Below are 25,447 nucleotides of genomic sequence, written 5' to 3' on the forward strand. Positions count from 1 at the left end.
GAGCGCACCATGGCCGCCACACTTCAGGTCGCCTTGATCGGCTACGGGCTGGCCGGCAGCGTGTTCCATGCGCCGTTGATCCTGCATACGCCAGGGCTTGCACTGCACAGCATCGTAAGCTCGCAACGTGATCGCCTGCTGCGCAGCTTCACTGATGTGCGCATCTGCGATGACCCGCAGGCGGTGTTCGATGACCCGGCGGTGGACGCGGTGGTGATCGCCACGCCCAACGATGCGCATGCACCGCTGGCGCGCGCGGCACTGGCGGCGGGCAAACATGTGCTGGTCGACAAGCCCTTCGCGCTGTCCGCGGCGGAAGCCGAATCGGTGGTGCAGGCCGCGCACGACGCGGAGCGTGTGGTCACGGTGTTCCAGAACCGCCGCCACGATGCCGACTTCCTCACGCTCAAGCAGGTGATCGACAGCGGCAGTATCGGCCACGTCGCCGAATGCCATTCCCACTTCGACCGCTTCCGCCCGCAGGTGCGCGAGCGCTGGCGCGAAAGCGATGCGCCCGGCAGCGGGCTGTGGATGGATCTGGGGCCGCACCTGCTGGACCAGATGCTGCAGCTGTTCGGCTGGCCCGGCGCGATCAGTGTGGACCTGATGGCGCAGCGAGAACACGCGCTCGGCAACGACTACTTCCATGCGGTGCTGCATTACCCCCGGCATCGCGCGATCCTGCATGCCGGCTCGCTGGTGGCCGCCTCCGGTCCGCGCTTCATCGTGCATGGCGATGCCGGCAGCTATCTGAAGGACGGGCTGGACGTGCAGGAGGATCAGCTGCGGCGAGGCATTGCCCCGGGCGCCCCGGGCTGGGGACTGGACCCGCAGCACGGTCATCTGGTGCGGATCGATGCCGACGGGCACACCCGGCGCAGCACCGTGGACAACATGCCCGGCGATTACCGGGCGTTCTATGCGGCCTTCCGCGATGCAATGCTGGGCGTGGGCGAAGCGCCGGTCAGCACGGCGCAGGCGCTGCAGCTGATGCGCCTGCTGGATGCGGGCGCAGAGAGTGCACGCAGCGGGCGGCGGGTGACCCTTTGAATCGGTCACGCCAGCCCACGTAGCTCCACGCCATGCAGGAATGCGGGCCGGACGATGGGGTTCGGCCGGCCCGCATCGATCCGTGTTACGTGGTCTTGATCGCGTGACCGCCGAACTCGTTGCGCATCGCCGCCAGCAGACGGTCGCTGAAGGAATTCTTCTCGCGCGAGCGCAACCGTTCGAGCAGTGACAGCGTGATCACCGGGGCCGGCACATCCAGATCGATCGCCTCGGCGACGGTCCAACGGCCTTCGCCGGAGTCTTCGACGTACGGCGCGATGCCATCCAGCTGCGGGTTGCGGCCCAGTGCATCGGCACTGAGATCGAGCAGCCACGAACGCACCACGCTGCCGTGCTGCCAGGCCTTGGCCACCTGCGCCAGATCGAGGTTGAACCCGGTCTTGTGCTGCATCAGCGCGAAGCCTTCCGCGTAGGCCTGCATCATCCCGTACTCGATGCCGTTGTGGACCATCTTGCAGAAGTGCCCTGCCCCGCTCGGCCCCACATGCGCCCAGCCACGGTCCTCGCCCGGCGCCAGGGTGCGGAAGATCGCCCCGATCCGTTCGACCGCCGCCGTGTCACCGCCGATCATCAGGCTGTAGCCCTCCTGCAGGCCCCACACGCCGCCGCTGGTGCCACAATCGATGTAGGTCACGTCCTCGCCCTGCAGCTGTTCGCTGCGGCGCATGGAGTCCTTGTAGTACGAGTTGCCGCCGTCGATCACCACATCGCCCTCGGACAGATGCGGCGAGAGTGATGCCAGGGTCTGGTCGACCACGCCGGCCGGCACCATCAGCCACACCACGCGCGGGACCGGCAGCGCGGCGAGCGTCTCGGCGATCGAGGCGCTGACCTCGAACCCACGCGCGGCCGCCGCGCTGCGGGCGGCCTCACCCGGATCGACGCCGATCACGTGGTGGCCGCCACGGTGCAGCCGCTCGGCCATGTTCGCGCCCATGCGGCCCAGCCCGATCATTGCAATATCCATGAATCACCTTTGCTCTGTTGTCGTGTTGTCTTGCGGGAACGCTGACGGCGGGGAATCGCACTGGCGAAGGCGTGCGTCGATCCAGCGCCGATACAGCGTGGTATGCAGGTTGTGCAGCCCCAGTTCGATCGCGAACGGTGTACGCGGATTGCGATCGAGCAGGCGTGCGATGTGGTACCCGATAGGACGTATACCCCGAGGATGCACGTAAATCAGGAACCCCTGGTAGAACGGATCGTCCAGCAAGGCATCCAGTTCCTTCAGCAGCGGTTGCTGCTCGGCCGGTACCTCGCGCCGCCAGATCGGATCGCGCTCGATCAGCAGCCGCTCGAACCGGCGCGGCCCCGGGCCCGGCATGCGCTGGGCCAGCGCCCAGATGCGCCGGTTGATCTGGTCGTAATAGGCAAAGCCCTCGTGCTCGCGCAGCGCGCGTGCCGCCGCATCGCTGACATCGACCACCACGAAGTTCTCGGCCTGGTTGTTGATGTCGTCCAGGTACTTCCGCTCGAACACGTGCTCGATGAAACCGGGCGTGCCGACGAAGGCCTGCCGCCCGCGCAGGGCGGTCTGCTTCGCCTTGCCATCGGCCAGGAACTCACCGGCGTGCCGGCCGAGCAGGATGCTGTCGGTCTCGTGCAGGGTCAGGAAGGTGCCGATGGAGAGCTCATCGGCCGAGAACTCGCGATCGAACGCGGCATCGCCGTACAGCTCGCGCTGGGTCGCCAACTGCGCGACCTGGCGGCCGACCCCGCATTCGGCCCGTACGCGGCCCTCGTAGAAGGTCTGCAGTGCCGCGCTGTTGGCCTCGGCCGGCTGATAGCCGCGACCGAAGCTGCGGAAGCGCTCCCAGCCCTTGGCCTGCGCGCCGCCTGCACCGAAACCGATCCAGCCCAGCTGCAGTGCCGAGAAGCGGAAGCCATCGTTGTCCTGCAGCGCGGTCGTCGCGCGGCGCGTGGCGGCGCCAAGCTGGAAGGCGTACGCGCAGACCGTGGCCGGGTCATCGAACAACGTGGGCAGCCAGGCCTGCCGCTGCGCCGCCGACCACTGGCGCGGCAGCTGCACACGCAGGTCGCCGGCGCTCTGGGCCCGGCGCAGATCGGCACGTTCGCAGACCGGACCACCGTGCACGACCGGCGCGGCGATATCAGCGGCGTCGACCTGCCAGCCGAGATCCTCGAGCACGCCCTGCGCGCAGGAGGCGGCGCTCCACGCGCTGGTCGCCGGGGTCAGCCCCAGCAGCGCGGCGAGCGCACAGCGATGCCAGCGCCGCGATCCTGCTGCCATGACCTGCCCCACCCCCGCCCGCTCAGCGCAGCGATGCCGGGGTATCGCTCACCACCTCGGCAGGCGTCGACTCGACGGCCGTGGCAGGCGCCGCTGCCGGTGCTGCGGCCGCCGGCGGCGTCGGCTCGGGCACGGCCGCGGCCGGCAGGTACTGCTGCAGGCGCTCGAAGAAGCGGCGGTAGAAGGTGGCGTCCTGCACGGTGCTGCTGGCCACTTTCACCAGAGAGTCGTCGTTGCTGCCGAACGGCAGCGACACCGAGCCCAGTGCGCCCACGCCGACGCTGGCCGAGGTCGGGCTCTTCTTGAGTGCGTAGCGGTCCTGCACCGCACTGACGAACACCAGCGCCTGGTCGCCGCGCGGCGCACAGGAGATGCGCAGCACCAGTTGCTCGTGTTCTTCATCCTTGGGCTGGAAGTTCTTGTTGCCCTCCACGGCGTCATCGCCGGCGCGGGCGATCGCATAGCCCTGGCTGAGCAGGGTGCGGCGCGCGGCCTCGCAGGCCTGGGCCGGCGGGCCGGGCACGGTGCGCGAATAGGTATCGCCGGAGTCGAAGGACTCGCGGATCAGCGTGCTGTCAGCGGCGCGGCCGCCACAGGCGGTCAAGGCGGCGACCGCCGCCAGCAGCGGGATCGAACGTACACGACGAAAGCGCATGGCCGCTCCTGCGGAAATCCAGCCTGCAAGGATAGACCTGCGCACGTTGGCAGGAGGTGGAAATGCACAGGCCGCCCCGAAGGGCGGCCTGTGGAGTTGTCACCGGTTCAGCTGGGCTGCCGCGGCGGTCAGTCCGCCCAGCGGCCGACACCGGTCGACTGCGGCAGCACCTGGGCCGACAGCGGGCGGTCGGCCTCCAACAGGTTGACCGCATCGGCCAGGATCGCGGCCGACTCGCGCAGCAGCGGATCCGGACGCTTTTCGGCCGCCTTCTCACGCGCGGCATCCTTGACGATATCGCGCTCGTTGCCGGTCAGGCCGTCGTCATTGCTGTCATCGGCCAACGGATCCAGATCCAGACCCAGTTCCTTGCGGATGGCCTGGCGGTCGGTGCGTTGCTTGTCCTGCTTCTCACGCTCGGCGCGGCGCTCGGCCTCGTTGAGCGAGATGTACTTCTTGGCCTTCTCGGCGCGGAACTGCTCGACATCCTCGTTCCACCACTGGAACTCCTTGTCGGCAGCGATGCGCGTGTCGTGGCGGCTCTCCAGCTTGGGCAGCAGCGGGCCGAAGTTGCCGTACTGGGTGTGCGGCACGGCGGCGATACGGGTCCACGGCAGAGCGTTGTCGTAGGTGCTTTCGCCGTACTCGCTGGCGTCCACACTGGCCGGGAAGGCCAGATCCGGCACCACGCCCTTGTGCTGGGTGCTGCTGCCGCTGACGCGGAAGAACTGGGCGATGGTCAGCTTGACCTGGCCGAAGCGCTGGGTCTCGCCACTGGGCCAACGGTCGAGGTCGACGATGTTCTGCACGGTGCCCTTGCCGAAGGTGGTCTCACCGATCACCAGGCCACGGCCGTAATCCTGGATGGCGCCGGCGAAGATTTCCGACGCCGAAGCCGAGCCGCGGTTGATCAGCACGGCCAGCGGGCCGTCCCACGCCACCACTTCACTGCGGTCGCTGTTGACGGTGACGCGGCCACCGGACTCGCGCACCTGGACCACCGGGCCCTGTTCGATGAACAGACCGGTCAGTTCGATCGCTTCATCCAGCGAGCCACCGCCGTTGTTGCGCAGGTCCAGCACCACGCCATCGAGCTTGTCGGCCTTGAAGCCGGCCAGCAGCTTGGCCACGTCGCGGGTCGCAGAGGCATAGTCGGCGGCGTTGCGGCGGCGGCCTTCGAAGTCCTGGTAGAAGGTGGGCAACTTGATCACGCCGACCTTGCGGGCCGGCTCCCCATCCTTGGCCGGGATGGTCAGGGTCTCGCCCTTGGCGGCCTGTTCGGCCAGACGCACCTTCTGGCGGGTCAGCACCAGGGTGTGGTGCTTGCCGTCGACGCCCTCTTCGGCCGGAATGAACTCCAGGCGGACCTGGGTATCGCTCTTGCCGCGGATCTTGGCCACCACATCATCGATGCGCCAGCCGATCACGTCTTCCAGCGGACCGGACTTGCCCTGGCCCACGCCGACGATGCGGTCGCCCGGCTTCAGCGTGCCGTTGACCGCGGCCGGGCCACCGGCGATGACCTCGCGGATCACCACCATGTCGTCCTGGCGCTGCAGCTGCGCGCCGATGCCTTCCAGCGACAGCGACATCGCCTGGTTGAAGTTCTCGGCGGTGCGCGGGGTGAAGTAATCGGTGTGCGGATCCACGGCGCTGGTGTAGGCGTTGAGGAAGAACTGGAACACGTCCTCGCCCTTGAGCTCATTGACCGACTTTTCCAGCGTGGCATAACGCTTGTCCAGCGTCTTGCGGATCTCGGCCGGCTGCTTGCCGGCCAGCTTCAGGCGCAGCCAATCGTTCTTGACCGACTTGCGCCACAGATCGTCCAGTTCGGCGCTGCTCGCGGCCCACGGCACGTCCTTGCGGTCGTACTCGAACTTCTCATCGGTGCTGAAATCGAAATCGGTCTTGAGCAGCTTGCGCGCATAGCCGACACGCTCACCCACGCGCTGCTTGTAGACCGCGAACACCTGGAACGCCGGTTCCAGCTCGCCGCCGCGGATGGCGGTGGCGATGTTGGCCTCGAACGGGGCGAAGCGGGTGATGTCGGCCTGGGTGAAGAACTGCTTGCTGCTGTCGAGCGACTCCAGGTAGCGCTTGAAGACGTCCTTGGAGGTCGCCGCATCCAGTGCGCGCGGCCGGTAGGCGTATCGGCTGTCCGAGAGCAGTCCGTAGACCAGCTTGGAGGTGGTCACCTGGTCGGCCGTGGCAGCCGAAGGCAGCGCGGGCGAATCGGCGTAGGCGGCCAGTGCCATCGGCGCGGTGAGCGCCAGGGCCATCAGGAATGCGGGGGCTTTGAATTTCATGGACTAGCTCGTGGCACCTTGCCAAGGGAGAGACTGCGTGCATTACAGACACCACGACAGTGCCGAAAGTTGCCGCGTTTGTCACCGGGGCCTTCAGCCTACCGAGGCCGTTGGAGAAATTTGTGAATACCGGGGAGAACGGCGGGCAGGCACAGGCCTGCGGCCATCCGCGGTTCAGGGCCGCGGCCGGGGAAAGACGAGTGGGGATTGGCAGAACGGGCCCCGAAGGGCCCGCGGGATCAACCGGCGACGCCGGCGTCGGCCGCCTGGCGGTCGGCATGGTAGGACGAACGCACCATCGGCCCGGAAGCGACGTGGCTGAAGCCCAGCGCATTGCCGTACTCCTCCAGCGCCTTGTACTCCTCGGGGGTCCAGTAACGCAGCACCGGGTGGTGATGCGCGGTCGGCTGCAGGTACTGGCCGATCGTGATCATGTCCACGTCGTGCTCGCGCAGGTCGCGCAGCGTGGCCTGCACCTGCTCCAGGGTCTCGCCGAGGCCGAGCATGATGCCGGACTTGGTGGCGATCTCCGGGTGCTGGGCCTTGAACTTCTTGAGCAGGGTCAGCGACCACTGGTAATCCGCGCCCGGGCGCACGTTGCGGTACAGGTCCGGCACGGTTTCGATGTTGTGGTTGAACACATCCGGCGGGTTGGTCGCCAGGATCTCCAGCGCGCGCTCCATGCGGCCCTTGCCACGGAAATCCGGGGTCAGCACTTCGATCTTGGTCTTGGGCGACCTGGCACGGATGGCACCGATGCAGTCGGCGAAGTGCTGGGCACCGCCGTCGCGCAGGTCATCGCGATCGACGCTGGTCACCACCACATACTTCAGGCCCATGTCGGCCACGGTCTGGGACAGGCTGGCCGGTTCATTGGCGTCCGGCGGCTTGGGCCGGCCGTGGGCGACGTCGCAGAACGAGCAACGACGGGTGCAGACCTCGCCGAGGATCATGAAAGTCGCGGTGCCGTGGCTGAAGCACTCGTGGATGTTGGGGCAGCTGGCTTCCTCGCAGACCGTGACGAGGCGGTTCTCACGCAGCTTGGCCTTGAGGTTCTGCACGGCGTTGCCGGAGGGAATCCGCACGCGGATCCACGACGGCTTGCGCAGCACCGGCACGTCGGCGAACTGCACCGGCGAGCGGCCGATCTTGTCACCGCCGATCTGTTTGACGCCGGTCTGCAACGGGGCGGCGGACGGCGTGTCGCCCTGCACAACCTGCAGGGGAATGAGGCGAGCGGTGGTTTCAGTCATGGCCTTGGTCGGCGGCGTTCACGCCGCGTCAGTCAAATCGGGTAGTTCAGCGGCCGGCTCGAGGTCCAGGCCGAACTGGCGGGCCAGATGGCCCAGCAGCACCGGCGTGACGGCCGCCATGCCGGACGGTCCCCCCAAGTCTACCACCGAGGTCACCTGCAGCCCTTGATAGCCACAGGGGTTGATCCGGCGGAACGGTTCCAGGTCCATGGCCACATTGAAGGACAGGCCATGGAAAGTGCAGCCGCGGCGGACGCGGATGCCGAGCGCGGCCACCTTGGCCCCGCCCACGTAGACCCCGGGCGCGCCATCCAGGCGCTCGGCGCCGATGTTCCAGTCGCCCAGGGTGTCGATGATGGCCTGTTCGATCCGGCACACGTAGTCGCGCACGCCGATCCCCAGTCGCCGCAACTGCAGCAGCGGGTAGATCACCAGCTGGCCGGGGCCGTGGTAGGTCACCTGGCCGCCACGGTCGACATGCAGAACGGGAATATCGCCCGGGGCGAGCACGTGCTCGTCCTTGCCGGCCTGGCCCAGGGTGAACACCGGGTCGTGCTCGACCACCCACAGTTCATCGCGGGTGGCATCGGTGCGGGCATCGGTGAAACGCTGCATGGCGTGCCAGACCGGGGCATAGGGCTGGCGGCCGAGGTCACGCACGAGGGCCGGTTGCGGCGCCCGGTCGCCCGGGGCCGCGGCAGTGGCGCAGCTGGCTACAGCGTCCACTTCACTTCCGGGTGGTCGCGCAGCGCGTTGTGGGCGGCATCGTACTGTTCGCGGTTGTCGGCCTTGAACACCAGTCGCACGGACACGTACTTGCCGTTGGACGAGTGTTTCCAGCTGACCCGTTCGGTCAGCACTTCCAGGCCGGCGAGCTCGAGCAGGCGCGGCAGTTCGCGTTCCAGGTCGTTGCCGGCCGCGCCCATGGCGCTGAGTTCGAACTGGCCGGGGAACTGGAAGCCGTGGTCGGGGTTGTCAGACTTGATCTCCATGACCCGGATTATGGGGATGCCCGCGCCCGAACCCAAGCACTGCTTGATCGTGCGCACAGCGGTACCGAACGGCACGTGAAAACGCCTGTATCGCCACTGATACGCAGCAGTGCGTGCGCAGCCCTGTTCACAGGATCACGCTCTGACTACGCTGTACCAGCTTAAGAAAGAATAAATCCCTGTCTGGTATCCCATGTCCTTGAAGCCCTTCGCGCTGCCGGCCGCGCTTGCCGGTGTCCTCGCCCTGGCGGCGCCTGCCGCCCAGGCTGCCTCCCAATGCGGGCCCGATGCGATGCGCGAGCATCCGCCGCAGGTCAATTTCCGCGTTGACAACGATCTGTTCGGCGGCAAGGACCAGGATCAGGGCTATACCAACGGGGCCCAGATCACCTTCGTGTCGCCGAATCTGGTCGACTACACCGACGACCCATGCCTGCCGCGCCTGGCGCGCTGGGTCAACAGCCACCTGGAGCGGCTGCACCCGGGCGAGTTCGAACAGCAGAACATGATCTTCAGCCTGGCCCAGGGAATTTTCACCCCGACCGATTTCACCCGGAAGGACCTGATCGAAGATGACCGCCCGTATGCGGGCGTGCTGATCGGCAGCTTCGGGTACAACGCGCGCCGCGGCGACCGGCTGCAGACAACGCAGCTGGCGTTGGGCGTGGTCGGGCCCTGGGCACAGGGCGAAGAAGTGCAGAACGCGGTGCACGAGCTGCTGGGCGATGAGAAGTTCCAGGGCTGGGACAACCAGCTGCACAACGAGCCGGTGTTCATGCTGACCCACGAGCGGATGCGCCGGTGGCCGGCCGATGCCACGGAGAACCTGGGCGGCTGGGGCTGGGATGCGATCAGCCATTACGGTGGCGCGGTGGGCAACCTGGCCACGCACCTCAATGCCGGTGGCGAAGTGCGCTTCGGCTGGAAGCTGCCGGACGATTTCGGCAGTACCCCCCTGCGCCCGGCCGGTGAGAACACGGCGCCGACGCGCGGTGGCAAGCCGAGCGGGTGGTCGTGGCATCTGTTCGCCACGACCGATGCGGCGTGGGTGATCCGCGATATCACGCTGGACGGCAACACGTTCCGCAACAGCCACAGTGTCGACAAGCGACATGTGGTCGGCCAGGCCGGGTACGGGCTGGCGGTGATGCGTGGGCGCTGGAAGTTCGCGCTGGCGCGCTACCACAGCACGCGCGAGTTCGATGGGCAGCGCGAGGCGCCGGTGTTTGGCAGCTTCACGATCAGCCGGTCGCTGTAAGTGCGAGGAGCCGGCCAGCGGCCGGCACTACCCGGATCCGCACCGGTTCACCTGGTAGCTGCCGACCATTGGTCGGCACACCCCCACACGGCCCATCGCCCACCCCAAAAAAAGACCGGCATGCGCCGGTCTTTTTTCACTGCGGTCGAACCGGATTACTCCGATTCCCACCACATCCAGAAGCTGTCCCACAGACGCTTGAAGAAGCCGGCTTCTTCCACGGCGGCCACGGCCACCAGCGGCGCCTGGGCGACGACCTGGTTGTCCAGCATCACCTTCAGCGTGCCGACCTGCTGGCCAGCGGTGAACGGGGCCTCGAGGGTCTTGGGAACATCGATGCTCGGCTTGAGATCGTTGTAGCGGCCGCGCGGGACGCTGACCAGCATCGGCTGGGCCACGCCCAGCTGCAGCGTGGCGGTCTTGCCCTTCCACACCTTGTGCTCGGCCACGACCGTGCCCGGCTCGTACATGCGGTGGGTTTCGAAGAAGCGGAAGCCCCAGTTGAGCAGCGCCAGGCTGTCATCGGCGCGCTGCTTTTCCGAACCGCCACCGAGGACCACCGCCACCAGACGCTGGTCGCCGCGCTGGGCCGAACTCATCAGGCAGTAGCCGGCTTCGGAGGTATGGCCGGTCTTGATGCCGTCCACGCTCTGGTCGCGCCACAGCAGCAGGTTGCGGTTGGGCTGGGTGATGTTGCCCACGGTGAATTCCTTCACCTTGTTGTAGGCGTAGGTCTCCGGGTAGTCACGCACCATCGCGCGGCCCAGCAGCGCCAGGTCATAGGCGGTGGTGTGGTGGCCCGGGGCGCTCAGACCATGGGCGTTGACGAAGTGGGAGTCCTTCATGCCGATCTTGGCGGCGTAGCTGTTCATCAGCGAGGCGAAGGCTTCTTCGCTGCCGGCGACGTGCTCGGCCAGGGCGATCGCGGCATCGTTGCCGGACTGGATCGCCATGCCCTTTTCCATGTCTTCCAGGCGCGCGGTCTGGTTGACCGGGAAGCCGCTGTAGCTGCCGTCGGTACCGGCGCCGCCCTCGCGCCAGGCGCGCTCGCTCATCATCACCTGGTCGTCGGTACGGACCTTGCCGTTCTTGACCTCGGCGGCCACGACATACGAGGTCATCACCTTGGTGATGCTGGCCGGGGCCAGTTGTTCGTGCACGTTTTCACCGGCCAGGACCTGCCCGGTGGCGTAATCCATCAGGATCCAGGCCTTGGAGACGCTGGGCTTCGGGGCCGGCGGCGTGGCCACGGTGGCCGGTGCGGCGGCGGCGGGAGCAGGCGCCGGTGCCGGGGTCGGCAAGGGGGTCTGGGCGGAAACCATGCCCACGAACAGGGTCGTGGCCATGGCAGCGGCGGCAAAGCGGAATTTCATCGGACAGCAAGCTCCTGGAGGGCGCCAAGGGGGGATGAGGGATAAGGGGCATTGTAGGCCCAAGGAGCGGCGGCACGCGCTGGCGTGCCGCGGGCAGCGGAAGGCTCAGTCCTTCACGATCTGCGGCGCCCCGAAGCCCAGACCGGCAATCCGGCCGGCAAGTTCCGAGGCACTGGCATGGTCGGGGGCCGGCACGCGCAGGCGCCACAGGGTGCGCCCGCCACTGACGATGTCACTGATGCTGGCCCCGGCGATCCCCGCCGAGGACAACTGGCCGAGCGCACGGGTGGCGTTGTCGCGGCTGGCAAAGCTGGCGACCTGCAGCAGCACGCTGCCGAGCACCTGCTGGGAGAGCGTCGCGCTGGGCGCCGGTGCCGGGCGCGCTGCAGGTGCGGCGGCGGGCAACGCGGCCACCGCGACCGGGGCGCTGTTGACGCTGGCGGCCTGGGTGGTGGCGGGCTTGCCGGTCGCCACGCGCACGCCGTTGTCGCGCATCCAGTGATCGAAGTTGTCGGCGTTGCCCGGCTTGGCCGAGTCGGCCACGCGGTAGCGGTACTGCTCGCCGGCCGGCTTGGCGGCGGCTGCCGTGGCCGTGGCGGCCGGCAGCTTGCCGACCAGGGCATCCATGTCGCTGGCGCGGCGTGCCGCGGCAGCGCTGGCCGTGGTGGCGGCCGCCGCAGCGGCGGCAACCTCGCGGCGCTCGCGACGGCTGGGCTTGTCGGCCAGCAGGTTGTCATCCCCCGGGGCCAGCGCGCGTACTTCCACGTTGCCGGTGCCGCGCTGGGTGATGCCCAGGCGCACCGCGGCGGCATAACTGAGGTCGACCACGCGGCCATCGTGGAACGGGCCACGATCGTTGACCCGCACGATCACCGATTCGCCGTTGTCCAGGTTGGTGACGCGGGCGAAGCTCGGCAACGGCAGCGTCTTGTGCGCGGCGGTGAAGGCGTACATGTCGTACACCTCGCGGTTGGAGGTCAGGCGCCCATGGAACTTGGCGCCGTAATACGAGGCCGTGCCCTTCTCGGCATAGCCGCGGGTCTTGTCCATCACCTGGTACTGCTTGCCCAGCACCACGTACGGCGATTTGTTGCCGATCGCCGAGCGCGGCAGATCGACCACTTCCGGCTCCGGGATGCAGGCCACGTTGGGGATGTAGGTGGGGGTGCTGTCATTCACGCCGGGCTTGTACAGGCCGCCGGCGCGGTAGTCACCGCGCGTGCTCGGATCTTCCGCCGCCGCCTTGTAGGGCGACCCGTCAGGACAATGCGCCGGGCGTCCGCCCTTGCCCTGCACCACCGCGCCGGACGGTTTGCTGCTGCCGGCAGTGCTGCCACCCGGTTTTTTCGGCGCACTACTGCAGGCGGCCAGTGCCAGTATCAACAGACCCGGGATCAGCCATCTGGAGCGTGCGATCGTGTTCATGCCGGCGGCAACTCCTGTCCGGCGATGGCCTGGGACAACTGGTACACGGCCATCGCGTACATTTTCGAGAGGTTGTAGCGGGTAATGGCGTAGTAATTCTGGAAGCCCAGCCAGTACTGCTTGCCGGTGCTGCCTTCCAGCGTGATCGGGGTGGCGGTCAGGCCGGCCGCGACCGGGACGCTGGGCTGGTAACCGCGCTGGGCCAACTGGGACAAGGTCCAGGTCGGTGCCCATTCGGTCGGATTGAATTCTTCGCGACCGGCCTGCAGCGTGGCCGGCACGGCGACCGGGCCACCGCGCACCCAACCGCCCTTCTTGACGAAGTAATTGGCGATCGACGAGAAGACGTCATCGTAGCTGTTGAACAGATCGCGACGGCCATCGCCGTTGCCATCCACCGCATAGTCGAGATAGCTGGACGGCATGAACTGGCCCATGCCCATCGCGCCGGCGTAGCTGCCCTTGATCGCGGTGATGTCGAGCTTCTCGTCGCGGGTCAGCGCGAACAGGCGCGCCAACTCGTCGCGGAAGAACAGCTCACGGCGCACTTCGCGCTCCAGCTTGGCCGGATCGCCGCTGCGCGGGTATTTGAAGGCCAGCGTGTACAGCGCATCGAGCACGCGGTAACTACCGGTGTTGCCGCCGTAGCTGGTTTCCACGCCGATGATCGCCACGATCACTTCGGCCGGCACGCCGGTGCGCTGCTGCACGCGCATCAGCTCCTCGCGGTGCTGGGCGAGGAATTTCTTTCCCCCCTCGATCCGCGCCTGGCTGATGAACATCGGCCGGTATTCGTTCCACGGTTTGACCCGCTCGGCCGGGCGCGACATCGCGGCGATGATCGGATCACGGATCTGCGCCTGGGCCAGGGTTGCCTGGATCTGCGCGGCGGGAATCCCGTAGCGGGCGGCGGTGTCACGCACGAAGTTGGCGCGGGCCACCTCGAAGGGCACCGGGGTCAGATCGACCGGGGCGGCATTGGCACCGGCGGCTTCGGGGGCGGCTTCGGCGGGCCCCTTGTTGCCGGCGGCCGGCGTGACCGGGACACCCGAGGCCTGCGGCGTCGGTGAAGGAGTCTGCGGCTGGGTCGCACAAGCGACCAAACCGAGCGTGAGCATGCAGGCCAGGGAGCGTCGAATCATCGCGGCAGGTTAGCAGGTCATGGATGAATTAAAACCCCTAAGACCATGAATCTCAACGGATTGCCTGAGTTTCTTTGCGGCCGTTAAGCCCGTGTGTAGACAGGCCCTGCCTCCCCCGCCCATTCATAGTCTGACGAAGACGCCGTCGCCGTCTCGAACGCGCGGCAATGCGGCCAGGCGCATGTCCGGCTCACCGCAGCCGCCCGGCGAAGGGCCATCGAGCAACGCACGTCTCACTTTTGAGAAAGATGCAGAAGGCACAAGAGGTTCGCCGGTTGCGTCCCCATCCCCGCAGACGCAACCGGCCAAACCGGACCCGATCGGCAGCGGCGCGGCGCGCATCTCCCCAGCGCGCGCCTCGCCCTTCTGCCTGTTGGGTCAACTACTCCCCGCCAGACTCCCCATCCGCGATGCTTGGCTCAGCGCGTCGTTGTTGGCGGGCCGCCATTGTGCAGGCCGTTTACGACAAGTCCATTGATCGAGATCAAGTCACTCCATATCTGTGCGCCACTTCTCACTTTTATCTCCAGGCGTTGACAACGTTTGCACCTGAAACCGTTTTCGTGTGCTGGGCATGCGCAATCGCGGTCGCGCCGACAGCTCATGTCGCATGGACGGGCTGATGCTGCCGCGCCGCCATCACCAGCCCGAAGCTGGCCAGCAGTGAGACCGCCGAAGTGCCGCCATAACTGATCAGCGGCATTGGCACGCCCACCACCGGCAACAGGCCGGAGATCATGCCGCCGTTGACCAGCACATAGACGAAGAAGACCAGGCCGGTGGTGCCCACCAGCAGGCGCGAATAACCACAACGCGACTGGCTGGCGATCCACAGGCAGCGCGCGGTGACGAACAGGAACAGGCTGAGCACCACCGCCACGCCGACCCAGCCGAATTCCTCGGCCAGCACCGAGAAGGCGAAATCCGTGGTGTATTCGGGCAGGAAATCCAGCGTGGCCTGGGTGCCCTGCCCCCAGCCTTTGCCATGCATGCCGCCCGAGCCGATCGCGATCTTGGACTGGATGATGTTCCAGCCGGTGCCCAGCGGATCGTTCTCCGGATACAGGAAGGTCAGCACGCGATCCTTCTGGTATTGCCGCAGCAGGCCGAACCAGGCCAGCGGCGCGGCCACCGACAACCCACCCAGCGCGACGGCCATCCACCACCAGCGCAGGCCGGCCAGCAACAGCGCGAATACCCCGCTGGCAGTCACCAGCGTGGCCGTGCCCAGGTTGGGCTGCAGCAGGATCAGCACCGCCGGGCCACCGATCAGCAACGCGGCGGTCAGCACCGCGCGCGGCCGTGGTGGCAACGGCTGCTTGTGCAGGTACCAGGCCATCATCATCGGCAGACTGAGCTTGAGCAGCTCGGAAGGCTGCAGGTAGAACACGCCCAGGTTCAACCAGCGCTGGCCGTACTTGCCGGTGCCGACCACATAGACGGCCAGCAGTGGCAGCAAGGACAACGTGTAGATCCAGGGTGACCACGCGCGCAGCGTCACCACCGGCAGCCGCGACAGCCCCCACAGTGCGGCAAGCCCGGCGCCGTAGCGCATCGCCTGTGCATGCACGGGCCCGTCCACGCTGTGCAGGACGGCCAGGCCGGCCACCATCAGCAGGCACAGCGCGCCCACCAGGGGCAGATCCAGGGTGCGGAAAAAGAAATGGAACACGGCGCGTGCGCGCTGCAGTAGTTCGACCATGCGGACGACTCCTGTGGATGACGCGACGCACAGCGGGAGGCGACACGGCGAACAGAAAGCGGCCCCGTCAGGCAGGCCGGCGCGAGCGCAGGACCGTAACACGCGCGGGCGCCGCAATCCTTAGCCGATGCGTACCGCCGGGCCACGGCGCACGCATCGCGTCTGCTCAGCCGTAGCCGCCGTGCACCGGATTGTGGCGACGCACCGCCATCACCAGCCCGAAGCCGGCCAACAGCGAGACCGCCGAGGTACCGCCGTAACTGATCAACGGCATCGGCACACCGACCACCGGCAGCAGGCCGGAAATCATGCCGCCGTTGACCAGCACATAGACGAAGAACGCCAGCCCGGTCGCGCCGGCCAGCAGCCGCGAATAGGTATCGCGCGACTGCGAGGCGATCCACAGGCAACGCCCGATCACCACCAGGTACAACGCGAGCACGATCGCCACGCCGATCCAGCCGAATTCTTCGCTCAGCACCGAGAAGGCGAAATCGGTGGTCTGCTCGGGAATGAAGTTCAGGTGCGACTGCGAGCCCTGCCCCCAACCCTTGCCATCGAAGCCGCCCGAGCCGATCGCGATCTTGGACTGGATGATGTTCCAGCCGGCGCCGAGCGCATCGCTTTCCGGGTCCATGAACATCATGATGCGGTCTTTCTGGTACGGCCGCAGCAGCCAGAACCAGGCCACCGGCGCGGCCGCAGCCACACCGCCGACCGCCACACCTACCCACCACCAGGGCAGGCCGGCCAGCAGCAGCACGAACGCGCCGCTGGCAGCGATCAGCACACCGGTGCCGAAGTCCGGCTGCAGCATCACCAACCCGGTCGGCACGCCGATGATCACCGCACTGGTCAGCACGGTGGAGAAGCGCGGCGGCAGCGGCATGCGATGCAGATACCAGGCCACCATCATCGGCAGGCTGACCTTGAGCAGCTCGGCCGGCTGCAGGTAGAACAGCTTCAGATCCAGCCACTGGCGGCCGTACTTGCCGGTGCCCAGCACGAACACGGCCAGCAGCGGGATCATGGAGACTGCATAGATCAGCGGCGTGGCCGAACGGATGCGCAGGATCGAGATCCGCGAAATCGCCCACATCGCGCCCAGGCCAACCGCGAAGCGCGCCCCTTGGGCGAACACCAGGCCGTCACCTCCAGCGCTCTTGAGCACGGCCAGGCCCATCAGCATCAGCGCGGCCAGGGCCAGGCACAGCACCCAGTCCAGCGAGCTGCTGAAGCGGACGGCCATGTCGACCGCCCAGCGCAGGAAGACCTTCATCGTGGCCGCTCCGGTGCGGTCGGGGGTGGGGTGGCACTGGGAACGGGTGCACCGGGGTCCGGCGCGGGCGCGGGCGCGGGCGCAGGCAGGCCCACCACCACCGGCATCAGCTCCAGCGCAGCCACGGCGGCGTCGCCCGCCTCGCGCACGGCGCCATCGCCGCCATCGAAGGCGGTGATCCCGATCGCGGTCGTGCCGCGCTCGCTGTCCAGCGGCTCCAGGCCATCGGGCATTTTGCCGAGCAGCCAGGCGTCGAAAATCTTGCGTGCGATGGGCGCCGCGGCGGAGCCGCCGTAGCCGCCGCCCTCGACCGCGATCGCCACGGCGATCACTGGATGGTCGGCCGGCGCGAAACCCACGAACAGCGCGCGATGGCGCAGATGCAGTGGCAGGCTGCGCGGGTTGACCGCTGCCGTACCGCGCCGGCTGATCACCTGTGCCGTACCGGTCTTGCCCGCCATCACGTACGGCGCGCCTGCGGCCGCACGCGCGCCGCTGCCGCCGGGCTGCATGGTGCCCATCATGCCCTCGCGCACCGCCTGCAGATTGCTCGGCGTGGGGCTGATCGGCTTGCTCTCGCCCGGCGGCGTGGCCGTCCAGTCCGCATCGAAACCGGCGCGCTGCTGCATCACCAGATGCGGCTGGCGCAGCTGGCCATCGGCGATGCCGGCCACGCCGTGCACCAGCTGCAGCGGGGTGACCTTCCAGTCGCCCTGGCCGATGCTGACGTTGACCGTATCACCGGGATACCAGCGCTCTTTGCGTGCCTTGAACTTGGCCGCCGGCGAGGGCAGGATGCCGCCGATCTCGCCGGTCAGATCGATGCCGGTCGGTGCGCCGAACCCGTAGTAGCCCATGTAGTGGTCGAAGCGATCGATGCCCAGATCCAACGCCAGCTTGTAGTAGTACGTGTTGACCGACTGGGTGATCGACTTGCGCAGATCGGTCCAGCCATGCCCACCACGGTTGGCATCGCCCCAACCGCGGGAGGTGCCCGGCAGATAGAACATGCCGGTGGACAGGATCTTGTCTTCCGGTCTGCGCACGCCACTGTCCAGGCCGGCCAGGCCGATCAGCGGCTTGATCGTCGAACCGGGCGCGACGCCGCCCAGCACCAGGCGGTTGAACTGCGGCCGCGAGGGGTTGTCGTTGAGCGCCTTGAAATCGGCATGCGAGATGCCGTTGACGAACAGGTTGGGGTCGTAGGACGGCAGGCTGACCATCGCCAGCACTTCGCCGGTGCGCGGGTCCATCGCCACCGCCGCCCCTTCGAACTCGCCGAAGGCGGCGACCATCGCGCGCTGCAGATCGGCATCGATGGACAGGCGAAGATCGCTGCCCGACTGCGCCGCGACCCGGCCGATGGTGCGGATCGCCCGGCCCTGCACGTTGGTCTCGACCTGCTCGTAGCCGACCTTGCCGCGCAGCTGCTGCTCGTAATAGCGCTCCAGCCCGGACTTGCCGATGTGGGTCAGCGCCGCATTGCCCTCGCCCAGCATCTCCAGATCCTTGTCATCGACCCGGCCGACGTAGCCGATGATGTGCGCGAACAGATCGCCGTACGGATAGCGACGGGTCAGGTACGGCTCCAGCTCCACGCCGGGGAAGCGCCAGCGGTCCACCGCGAAGCGCGCCATCTCCTCATCGGTGACACGCAGCTTCAGGGTGACCGGCAGGAAACTGCGACGGGCCTTGCGCGACTTGTTGAAGGTCTCGATGTCTTCCGGGCTCAGCGCGAGGATCTTCGACAGGCCCGCCAGGGTGGCGTCCATGTCCTTGACCTTGTCCGGGGTGATGTCCAGGCGGAACGCCGGCACGTTCTCGGCCAGCAGCCGGCCGTTGCGGTCGTAGATCATCCCGCGCCCCGGCACCACCGGCCGCGGCTTGATCCGGTTGGCCTCCGAGCGCGTGGCGTAGATGTCGTGGTCCATCACCTGCAGCTTGAAGTACCACCCCCCCAGGCCGAACAGGCACACCAGCACGCCAAGGAAGCCCAGCGCGGCACGGCGCCGGAACTGTTCTGCCTCGGCATGCGGATTCTTGGCCTGGCGGCGCATGTACATGTCAGCGCCCGCGTCGCCCGAAGCGCAGCGCGTCCAGCAGCACGAACACCAGCGGCCACAGCGCCATGCCCAGCAGCGGCGCCCACCAGTACGACCACGGCAGGGTCGGCTCGCCGACCACGATGTGCACCACCGCGCTGACGATGCGGTCGTTGAACAGCAGGCCGCCGATCGCCAGGATCTGCTGGGACATCGGGAAGAAGCGGATCCGCGCGCGGAAGCGCTGCAGGATGAAGGTCAGGATCACCAGCCGCAGCGCCTGCTCGCCGAGCACGCCGCCATAGAGCAGATCGGCGATGACGCCGCTCGCGAAGGCGATGCCCAGCCCGACCCGGTCCGGTGTCTCGATCACCCAGTACGCCAGCACCAGTGCCAGCCAATACGGACGCAGCGGCTGCAGCAGCGCCGGCAACGGCAACAGGCCCAGCAGCAGCGCCACGACCAGACTCACCGGCAGCACCCAGGGTTTGTCGCGCAGGCGGCTCATCGTTGTTCCTCCGGCGGCGCGGTGCCGGTTTCGGGCGCGGGCGCGGGCGCAGGCGCGGCTGCGGCACGACGCGGCGTCACCGGTACCGGCGCGGACGGACCGGGCCGGTTGGCCTGCGGTGCATTGGCGGGCGCCGTCGCAGGTGCCGTGGTGGCCGGGGATGAACTCAGCGGCGCCGCAGCCGGGCCACCGGCCTCGCCCGCGTCGCGACGCAGGTTCGGCGGAATGCGGATCGCCTCGCCCGGGCGCAGCAGCAACACGTCGCGACCGCGGTCGAGCTGGGCGGCCGGCTTCAGCTCGCCGACCAGGAAGGCATGCGTGTCATCCGGCCGCAGCGCGGTGATGCTGCCGACCGGGAACCCGGCCGGGAAGCGCCCACCCAGCCCTGAGGTCACGATCTCATCGCCCACTTCCACCCCGGCACTGAGCGGAATGTCGCGCAGCTCCAGGGTGTCGCCGCGACCGTAGACGATCAGACGCACGCCGTTGCGGGCCACGGTAACCGGCACGGCATGGTCGGGGTCGGTGAGCAGCAGCACGGTCGCGCTGTTGCCGGTGGTGGCGATCACCTGGCCCATCAGGCCACCGGCATCGATCACCGCCTGGCCGACATGCACGCCATCGCGGGTGCCGGCGGCCAGCACCAGCCGCTGGCGCACCGGGTCCAGGTCGATATCCAGGATCGGGGCGAGCTGTACGTCCAGTCCGCTGCGTTCGGCCACGTTGAGCAGCTCGCGCAGCTGGGCGTTGTCCAGCGCGGCGGTCTGCAGGCGGGTCAACCGCGCATTGGCGATCAGCAACTGGTTGCGCAGTTCGCGGTTCTCGGTGACGAGCTGGCCGTGGCTGGCGGCGTTGTCCTTGACCTGCGTACCCAGGCGCCCCGGCAGGCCGGCCAGCGCCCATACCGGCTGCACCAGCACGTTGGCCTGCGCGCGCAGGCGCGACAGCCAGCCCGCCTGGTCATCGAGCACGATCAAGGTGATGGCCAACGCCAGGTAAGCGAGCAGGCGCAGCGGACTGGCGGCATCGCCCTGGCGGGAGGCTACGGGAGGACCGGCGTAAGGCGGCACAGGCGTCGACTGGAAATAATGTGGATGAAGCGCGCGGAACAAGAGCGCAGCGGGAACAGCATGCGACAACGCCCCGGCGAGGTGACGCCCGGCAAGCGACGCTTGCCGGAGGCATCACGCCGCAGAGGCGCGTCTACGATACACGGCCGGTACGGCTCACTCCGGCGCAAAGAACTCGTTGCCGTGCATGTCCACCAGCTCCAGCGCACGACCACCACCGCGGGCCACGCAGGTCAGCGGGTCATCGGCCACCTGCACGTGCAGGCCGGTTTCCTCGGAGATCAGGCGGTCCATGTCGCGCAGCAGGGCGCCACCACCGGTCAGCACGATGCCGCGCTCGGCGACGTCGGCACACAGTTCCGGCGGGGTCTGCTCCAGCGCCAGCTTGACCGCGCTGACGATGCCCGAGAGCGGCTCATGCAGGGCTTCAAGCACTTCGTTGGAGTTGATCTTGATCATCTTCGGCACGCCCTCGGCGAGGTTGCGGCCGGAGATTTCCATCTCGATCACTTCCGCCTGCGGGTAGGCGCAGCCCAGCTCGACCTTGATCCGCTCGGCGGTCGCTTCACCAATCAGCATGCCGTGGTTGCGGCGCACGTAGTTGGTGATCGATTCGTCGAAGCGGTCGCCGCCGATACGCACGGAGGCCGAGTAGACGATGCCGTTGAGGGAGATCACGGCCACTTCGGTGGTGCCGCCGCCGATGTCGATGACCATCGAGCCGCGCGCCTCGGTGACCGGCATGCCGGCGCCGATCGCAGCGGCCATGGGCTCTTCGATCAGGAACACATCACGCGCACCGGCCTCTTCGGCCGATTCCTTGATCGCGCGGCGCTCGACCTGGGTCGAGCCGGCCGGCACGCAGACCAGCACGCGCGGGCTCGGGCGCAGGAAGCGCGACTTGTGGACCTTCTTGATGAAGTGCTTGAGCATCGCCTCGGTGTAGGTGAAGTCGGCGATGACGCCATCCTTCATCGGGCGGATGGTGGTGATATGACCCGGGGTACGGCCCAGCATCTGCTTGGCCTCGGCGCCCACGGCAGCCACGGAACGGGTACCACCGATGGCACGGTCCTGGCGCACGGCCACGACCGACGGCTCGTTCAGCACGATCCCCTGCCCACGCACGTAGATGAGGGTGTTGGCCGTGCCCAGGTCGATGGACAGGTCATTGGAGAACATGCCACGCAGTTTCTTGAACATCTGGGAGTTGATCCTGAGGGGTGTCGCGCCCAACGCGGGATGGCGAAAAAATGGGCAGAATTCGAGGCCGACAAGCCTAGCAATCCCCCTGTGCGCGAGCAAGGACAAATCTGGCCGAAAGCCAGCCTTCACGGCCATTCAGGCCAATCCGGACAGCCCGGGTTCTGGCCCAAAGCCGCCCTACCCGTTAACCTTTGCGCCGCAGGGCGCCGCAGGGCGCCGTTTCGTTGCCCGCCCAACGGGCCTCAAACCCCCTTCCGCATAGGCCTTACTCGATGTCCGCTTTGATCTGTGGTTCTCTTGCCTTCGACACCATCATGGTGTTCCCGGACCAGTTCAAGAATCACATCCTGCCGGACAAGGTGCACATCCTGAATGTGTCGTTCCTGGTGCCGCGCATGCGTCGTGAATTCGGCGGTTGCGCCGGCAACATCGCCTACAACCTGTACCTGCTGGGTGGCGAGCCGATCCCGATGGGCACGGTGGGTTCGGATTTCGGCCCGTACCGCGAGTACTTCCAGGGCCTGGGCATCGACCTGAGCCGGGTCAAGGTGATCGATGAGCTGTTCACCCCGCAGGCGTTCATCACCACCGATCACGACAACAACCAGATCACCGCCTTCCACCCGGGCGCGATGATGCGGTCCTACGAGAACCACGTGAAAGACGTGCCGGGCGTAACCCTGGGCCTGGTCGGCCCGGATGGGCGCGAGGGCATGATCCAGAACTCGCAGGAATTCTTCGAGGCCGGCGTGCCGTTCATCTTCGACCCGGGCCAGGCCATGCCGCTGTTCAACGGCCCGGAGCTGCGCACCTTCATCGAGCAGGCCGACTACGTCGTCGTCAACGACTACGAGTCCAACCTGCTGCAGGAGCGCACCGGCTGGGATGAACAGGCGATCGTGAGCCGGGTCAAGGCCTACATCACCACCCGTGGCCCCAAGGGCGCGGTCATCCACACCCCGGAAAAGACCTATGACATCCCGCCGGCGCACGAGCGCCGCGTGATCGATCCGACCGGCTGCGGCGATGCGTTCCGCGCCGGCCTGATCTACGGCATCGAGAAGGGCTACGACTGGCTGACCATCGGCCGCATGGGCAACCTGATGGGCGCGCTGAAGGTCGAGCACCCGGGCACCCAGAACCAGCGCTTCACGTTCGATGAGTTCAATGAGCAGTTCAAGCAGCAGTTTGGTTACGCGTTGAACGTTTGATCGCAGTGCGATCAAACGCGGCCCACGATTCGCCGTAGCGAATCGCGAGTCCCAATTGCATACCACCTTATCCCCGCGCCTTCGGCGCGCCCCCTTGAACATCAAGGGGGCTCTCCACCAGACGGGAATCGGGGGGGGATGAGGGTAGAGCCAGGCCATGCCTGGCTGCTTTCCGGGTCCACCGCCTGCCGATCATGGGCAGGAACTTGTCCGGCGCGGTCAGGCCGACATCTGATTGCCTTCCCATGCCGCCAGCACCTGCCCGCAATCGGCCAGGTGCCAGCAGGCCATGCCCGGCCAGGGGTTGTCCGGGGTGTTGACCAGCACGGTGCGGGTGCCGGCGGCACGGCCGCATTCCAGGTCGAAGCGGTAGTCGCCGACCATCACCACCTGGGCAGGATCCACCTGCCAACGCTCAACGAAATAGCGCAGGCCCGCCGGTGACGGTTTGGGCTCGGCTTCGTCGCGGCCGATGATGTCCTCTCGGGCGAACACGTCCCCGACACCGATCGCCTGCAGGGTCACCTCGGCGAGTTCGCGTGCGTTGCGGGTCAGGATGCCCAGCCGGCAGCCCGCGGCGTGCAGCGCGCGGATCAGGGCGACGGCGCCGGGGGCGGGCTGCGCCGCCCCGGCCAGCGCACGTTCGTGTGCGAGCAACCACGCATGCTTGGCCGCGGCCTCCTCGGCCGGCAGCGCGGCCAGATGGGTGAGGATGTCGTCGTCCGGGGGAATCGCAAGGTCACGTTTGATGCGCTGGAAATCGTGTACCGCCACGGTCAGCGTACCGTCCATGTCGAACACCCAGTGACGGATCGCCGGCAGGCCGCTCACTTCCACCACTGCGGCATGCGGCTGGCATCCACACCACCGGTTTCGAACACGGCCGTGCGCGTGCCACCGGCCTTGACCGGGAACTCGATGCTGATCACCTTGGCCTTGCGCGCCAGGTTCCACAGCGCTTTCTGGTCGGTGATGAACATCGCGATCGCTTCATCTGTATCCGGCCGCCAGGCGGCCATGGACACCGGCTTGCCATCGTCGACGGTCACCTTGACCTGGCACTTCGGGCAGCGGAAATCGCCGGCCTGCAGCACGAGGTACGCATGGCGCTTCCATTCGGGATGATCGCGGAACACGAGCTGCACCGGCTTGGCACCGCTGCCATCCACGTCCACGCGCTCCTTGCTGTAGATCTGCGCCGAGGACTGGATGCCCTTGGTGCCCACCGGGATCTGGTTGTACTGCCACAGGGCCTGCAGACGGCGCGTCTCGCGCGCGGCCTCGGCCTTGGCCTTGACCTCGGCATAGCCCGGTTCGATCCGGGCGGCGACGTCGGTGTCCTTGTACTGGTCCAGCAGCGAGCCACCGTGGATGCGGGCACGCTCCCAATCCTGCGCGGCGACCGCCATGTCGTACTGCTTGGCTACGCCTTCGGCCTTTTCTTCCTGCTGCGCCTTGGCGGCAGCCGCGGCGGCTTCCTGCGCCTGGCGCTCGGCCTCGGGGTTGCTGCAGGCCGCCAGCGCGAAGGCGCAGGCCGCTACCAGGATCAGTCGTTTCATTGCGTGCTCCGTGTTGGACGATGACGCGCCGGGCGCCTGAGCCTACTTTATCGCCAAGCGCGTCATGCCGGTGCGGAGCCGCACGGTGCCGATCTCACTTCGTTGTCGGCTGTCCTTCGCGCCACCACTGGGTCGACGGTGCCGGCGTGCGGATATCCAGGCGTTCGCCCATGTGCGGCGCAGTCAGCGCCACGCCCTGTTCCTGCGCCAGCGCGGTGATGCGTTCGAACGGTTCGGTCCACGGATGCAACGCGAGGTCGAAGGTACCGTTGTGGATCGGCATCATTACCTTGCCACGCACGTCCAGATGCGCCTGCAGGCTCTGTTCGGGCTGCATGTGCACATCCGGCCACTGCGCATCGTAGGCACCGGTCTCGATCATGGTCAGGTCGAACGGGCCGTAGCGCTCGCCGATGCGGGCAAAGCCGTCGAAGTAGCCGGTGTCGCCGCTGAAGAAGATCCGGGTACGCCCGGTGTCGATCACCCACGACGCCCACAGCGTGCGGTTGCCGTCGGCGAGGGTGCGGCCGGAGAAGTGCTGGGCCGGGGTCGCGACGATTTTCAGGCCCTCCACGCGGGTGTCCTGCCACCAGTCCAGCTGCACGACCTTCGCGGCCGGTACGCCCCACCCGATCAGGCGGTCGCCAACGCCGAGCGCGGTGACGAAGTGCTGCACCTTGGGCGCGAGCGCGAGGATGGCATCGTGGTCGAGGTGATCGTAGTGGTCGTGGGAGATGATCACGCCGGTGATGGGCGGCAGTTCGTCGATGGTGAGCGGCGGCGCATGGAAGCGCTTGGGGCCCATGAACGACATCGGCGAGGCACGTTCGGCGAAGACCGGGTCGGTCAGCCAGAAATGGCCGTCCAGCTTCATCAGCATCGTCGAGTGACCCAGTCGCCACAGGCTGTCGTCGGGCGCGTCGAGCAGGGCCTGGCGGCTCAGCGCCTGCACCGGAATCGGGGCCAGCGGAGTGGCGTCGGCGGGCTTTTCGAACAGCATTTTCCACATCACGCCCAGCGTGCCGACGAAGCCCAGCGCGCTCTTGCCTGCGGGATTGTGGAAGTGCCCGTCGCCGAATTGCGGCGACTGGTCATAGGCGGCCGCCGGGCGGGCACCGCAGGTCAACAGGCCAATGGACATGGC

At 67.5% G+C, this 25,447-nt stretch carries 22 protein-coding genes; 3 read left to right on the forward strand and 19 right to left on the reverse strand.

Going from position 1 to position 25,447, the window contains the following annotated elements:
* Window positions 1-9 precede the first annotated feature (9 nt).
* Complete coding sequence (locus ABE422_RS15685; RefSeq protein WP_346483290.1) at window positions 10-1,050, forward strand: oxidoreductase; 1,041 nt, start codon at window positions 10-12, stop codon at window positions 1,048-1,050.
* 85 nt (window positions 1,051-1,135) lie between these two features.
* On the opposite strand, the gene gnd is transcribed toward ABE422_RS15685, so the two are convergent.
* The 7 genes from gnd to ABE422_RS15720 all read right to left on the reverse strand — a co-directional run bounded on the left by gnd (window position 1,136) and on the right by ABE422_RS15720 (window position 8,528).
* Entirely contained in the window at window positions 1,136-2,038 is a 903-nt protein-coding gene (gene gnd / locus ABE422_RS15690; RefSeq protein ID WP_313211600.1) for a phosphogluconate dehydrogenase (NAD(+)-dependent, decarboxylating), read from the reverse strand.
* Between the two features lie 3 nt (window positions 2,039-2,041).
* The gene (locus ABE422_RS15695) at window positions 2,042-3,322 is read right to left on the reverse strand and encodes a hypothetical protein (protein WP_346483291.1); all 1,281 of its coding nucleotides are present in this window, start codon (window positions 3,320-3,322) and stop codon (window positions 2,042-2,044) included.
* Window positions 3,323-3,344: 22 nt separating this feature from the next.
* Window positions 3,345-3,977: a DUF2242 domain-containing protein gene (locus ABE422_RS15700; RefSeq protein WP_346483292.1), complete on the reverse strand. Its 633-nt coding sequence runs from the start codon at window positions 3,975-3,977 to the stop codon at window positions 3,345-3,347.
* 128 nt (window positions 3,978-4,105) lie between these two features.
* Window positions 4,106-6,283 carry a carboxy terminal-processing peptidase gene (locus ABE422_RS15705; protein WP_313211597.1) on the reverse strand — a complete coding sequence of 726 codons (2,178 nt, stop codon included), beginning with the start codon at window positions 6,281-6,283 and terminating at the stop codon, window positions 4,106-4,108.
* Between the two features lie 239 nt (window positions 6,284-6,522).
* Complete coding sequence (gene lipA, locus ABE422_RS15710) at window positions 6,523-7,536, reverse strand: lipoyl synthase (RefSeq protein ID WP_313211596.1); 1,014 nt, start codon at window positions 7,534-7,536, stop codon at window positions 6,523-6,525.
* Between the two features lie 18 nt (window positions 7,537-7,554).
* Window positions 7,555-8,262 carry a lipoyl(octanoyl) transferase LipB gene (gene lipB / locus ABE422_RS15715; RefSeq protein WP_313211595.1) on the reverse strand — a complete coding sequence of 236 codons (708 nt, stop codon included), beginning with the start codon at window positions 8,260-8,262 and terminating at the stop codon, window positions 7,555-7,557.
* Window positions 8,250-8,528 carry a DUF493 family protein gene (locus tag ABE422_RS15720; protein ID WP_121041243.1) on the reverse strand — a complete coding sequence of 93 codons (279 nt, stop codon included), beginning with the start codon at window positions 8,526-8,528 and terminating at the stop codon, window positions 8,250-8,252. The genes lipB and ABE422_RS15720 overlap by 13 nt, the downstream gene beginning before the upstream one ends.
* A 193-nt stretch (window positions 8,529-8,721) precedes the next feature.
* Between ABE422_RS15720 and ABE422_RS15725 the strand changes: the two genes are divergently transcribed.
* Entirely contained in the window at window positions 8,722-9,786 is a 1,065-nt protein-coding gene (locus ABE422_RS15725) for a lipid A deacylase LpxR family protein (protein WP_176988173.1), read from the forward strand.
* A 155-nt stretch (window positions 9,787-9,941) separates the two neighbouring features.
* Here the strand turns inward: ABE422_RS15725 and ABE422_RS15730 are convergent, their stop codons facing one another.
* From ABE422_RS15730 to ABE422_RS15770, 9 genes are all read right to left on the reverse strand, one after another.
* Window positions 9,942-11,159 (reverse strand): D-alanyl-D-alanine carboxypeptidase family protein, encoded by a 1,218-nt coding sequence (locus ABE422_RS15730; RefSeq protein ID WP_346483293.1) that lies wholly within the window; start codon window positions 11,157-11,159, stop codon window positions 9,942-9,944.
* A gap of 105 nt (window positions 11,160-11,264) precedes the next feature.
* Complete coding sequence (locus tag ABE422_RS15735; protein WP_313219571.1) at window positions 11,265-12,584, reverse strand: septal ring lytic transglycosylase RlpA family protein; 1,320 nt, start codon at window positions 12,582-12,584, stop codon at window positions 11,265-11,267.
* The gene (gene mltB, locus ABE422_RS15740; RefSeq protein WP_346463484.1) at window positions 12,581-13,726 is read right to left on the reverse strand and encodes a lytic murein transglycosylase B; all 1,146 of its coding nucleotides are present in this window, start codon (window positions 13,724-13,726) and stop codon (window positions 12,581-12,583) included. Before mltB ends, ABE422_RS15735 begins: the two co-directional genes overlap by 4 nt.
* Window positions 13,727-14,327: 601 nt before the next feature.
* On the reverse strand, window positions 14,328-15,428 hold the full coding sequence (rodA, locus tag ABE422_RS15745; protein WP_313219570.1) for a rod shape-determining protein RodA: 1,101 nt from the start codon (window positions 15,426-15,428) through the stop codon (window positions 14,328-14,330).
* A gap of 166 nt (window positions 15,429-15,594) precedes the next feature.
* Complete coding sequence (gene rodA / locus ABE422_RS15750; RefSeq protein ID WP_313213001.1) at window positions 15,595-16,707, reverse strand: rod shape-determining protein RodA; 1,113 nt, start codon at window positions 16,705-16,707, stop codon at window positions 15,595-15,597.
* Window positions 16,704-18,770, reverse strand: coding sequence for a penicillin-binding protein 2 (mrdA, locus tag ABE422_RS15755; protein WP_346483294.1), 2,067 nt, complete (start codon window positions 18,768-18,770; stop codon window positions 16,704-16,706). Before mrdA ends, rodA (ABE422_RS15750) begins: the two co-directional genes overlap by 4 nt.
* A gap of 1 nt (window position 18,771) precedes the next feature.
* Entirely contained in the window at window positions 18,772-19,257 is a 486-nt protein-coding gene (mreD, locus tag ABE422_RS15760) for a rod shape-determining protein MreD (RefSeq protein WP_019186042.1), read from the reverse strand.
* The gene (gene mreC / locus ABE422_RS15765; RefSeq protein WP_346483295.1) at window positions 19,254-20,327 is read right to left on the reverse strand and encodes a rod shape-determining protein MreC; all 1,074 of its coding nucleotides are present in this window, start codon (window positions 20,325-20,327) and stop codon (window positions 19,254-19,256) included. Before mreC ends, mreD begins: the two co-directional genes overlap by 4 nt.
* 156 nt (window positions 20,328-20,483) lie before the next feature.
* On the reverse strand, window positions 20,484-21,530 hold the full coding sequence (locus ABE422_RS15770; protein ID WP_019186044.1) for a rod shape-determining protein: 1,047 nt from the start codon (window positions 21,528-21,530) through the stop codon (window positions 20,484-20,486).
* A gap of 275 nt (window positions 21,531-21,805) precedes the next feature.
* On the opposite strand from ABE422_RS15770, the gene ABE422_RS15775 reads away from it, so the two are divergent.
* Window positions 21,806-22,744 carry a carbohydrate kinase family protein gene (locus ABE422_RS15775; RefSeq protein WP_346483296.1) on the forward strand — a complete coding sequence of 313 codons (939 nt, stop codon included), beginning with the start codon at window positions 21,806-21,808 and terminating at the stop codon, window positions 22,742-22,744.
* Window positions 22,745-22,963: 219 nt separating this feature from the next.
* On the opposite strand, the gene ABE422_RS15780 is transcribed toward ABE422_RS15775, so the two are convergent.
* The 3 genes from ABE422_RS15780 to ABE422_RS15790 all read right to left on the reverse strand — a co-directional run bounded on the left by ABE422_RS15780 (window position 22,964) and on the right by ABE422_RS15790 (window position 25,444).
* Window positions 22,964-23,584: an HAD family hydrolase gene (locus tag ABE422_RS15780; RefSeq protein ID WP_313219569.1), complete on the reverse strand. Its 621-nt coding sequence runs from the start codon at window positions 23,582-23,584 to the stop codon at window positions 22,964-22,966.
* Window positions 23,572-24,303 carry a hypothetical protein gene (locus tag ABE422_RS15785; RefSeq protein ID WP_313212991.1) on the reverse strand — a complete coding sequence of 244 codons (732 nt, stop codon included), beginning with the start codon at window positions 24,301-24,303 and terminating at the stop codon, window positions 23,572-23,574. Before ABE422_RS15785 ends, ABE422_RS15780 begins: the two co-directional genes overlap by 13 nt.
* A 94-nt stretch (window positions 24,304-24,397) precedes the next feature.
* The gene (locus tag ABE422_RS15790; RefSeq protein ID WP_346483297.1) at window positions 24,398-25,444 is read right to left on the reverse strand and encodes an MBL fold metallo-hydrolase; all 1,047 of its coding nucleotides are present in this window, start codon (window positions 25,442-25,444) and stop codon (window positions 24,398-24,400) included.
* Window positions 25,445-25,447 lie beyond the last annotated feature (3 nt).

Origin of the sequence: Stenotrophomonas sp. TWI1151 (assembly GCF_039673135.1) — a bacterium.
Classification (GTDB): domain Bacteria; phylum Pseudomonadota; class Gammaproteobacteria; order Xanthomonadales; family Xanthomonadaceae; genus Stenotrophomonas.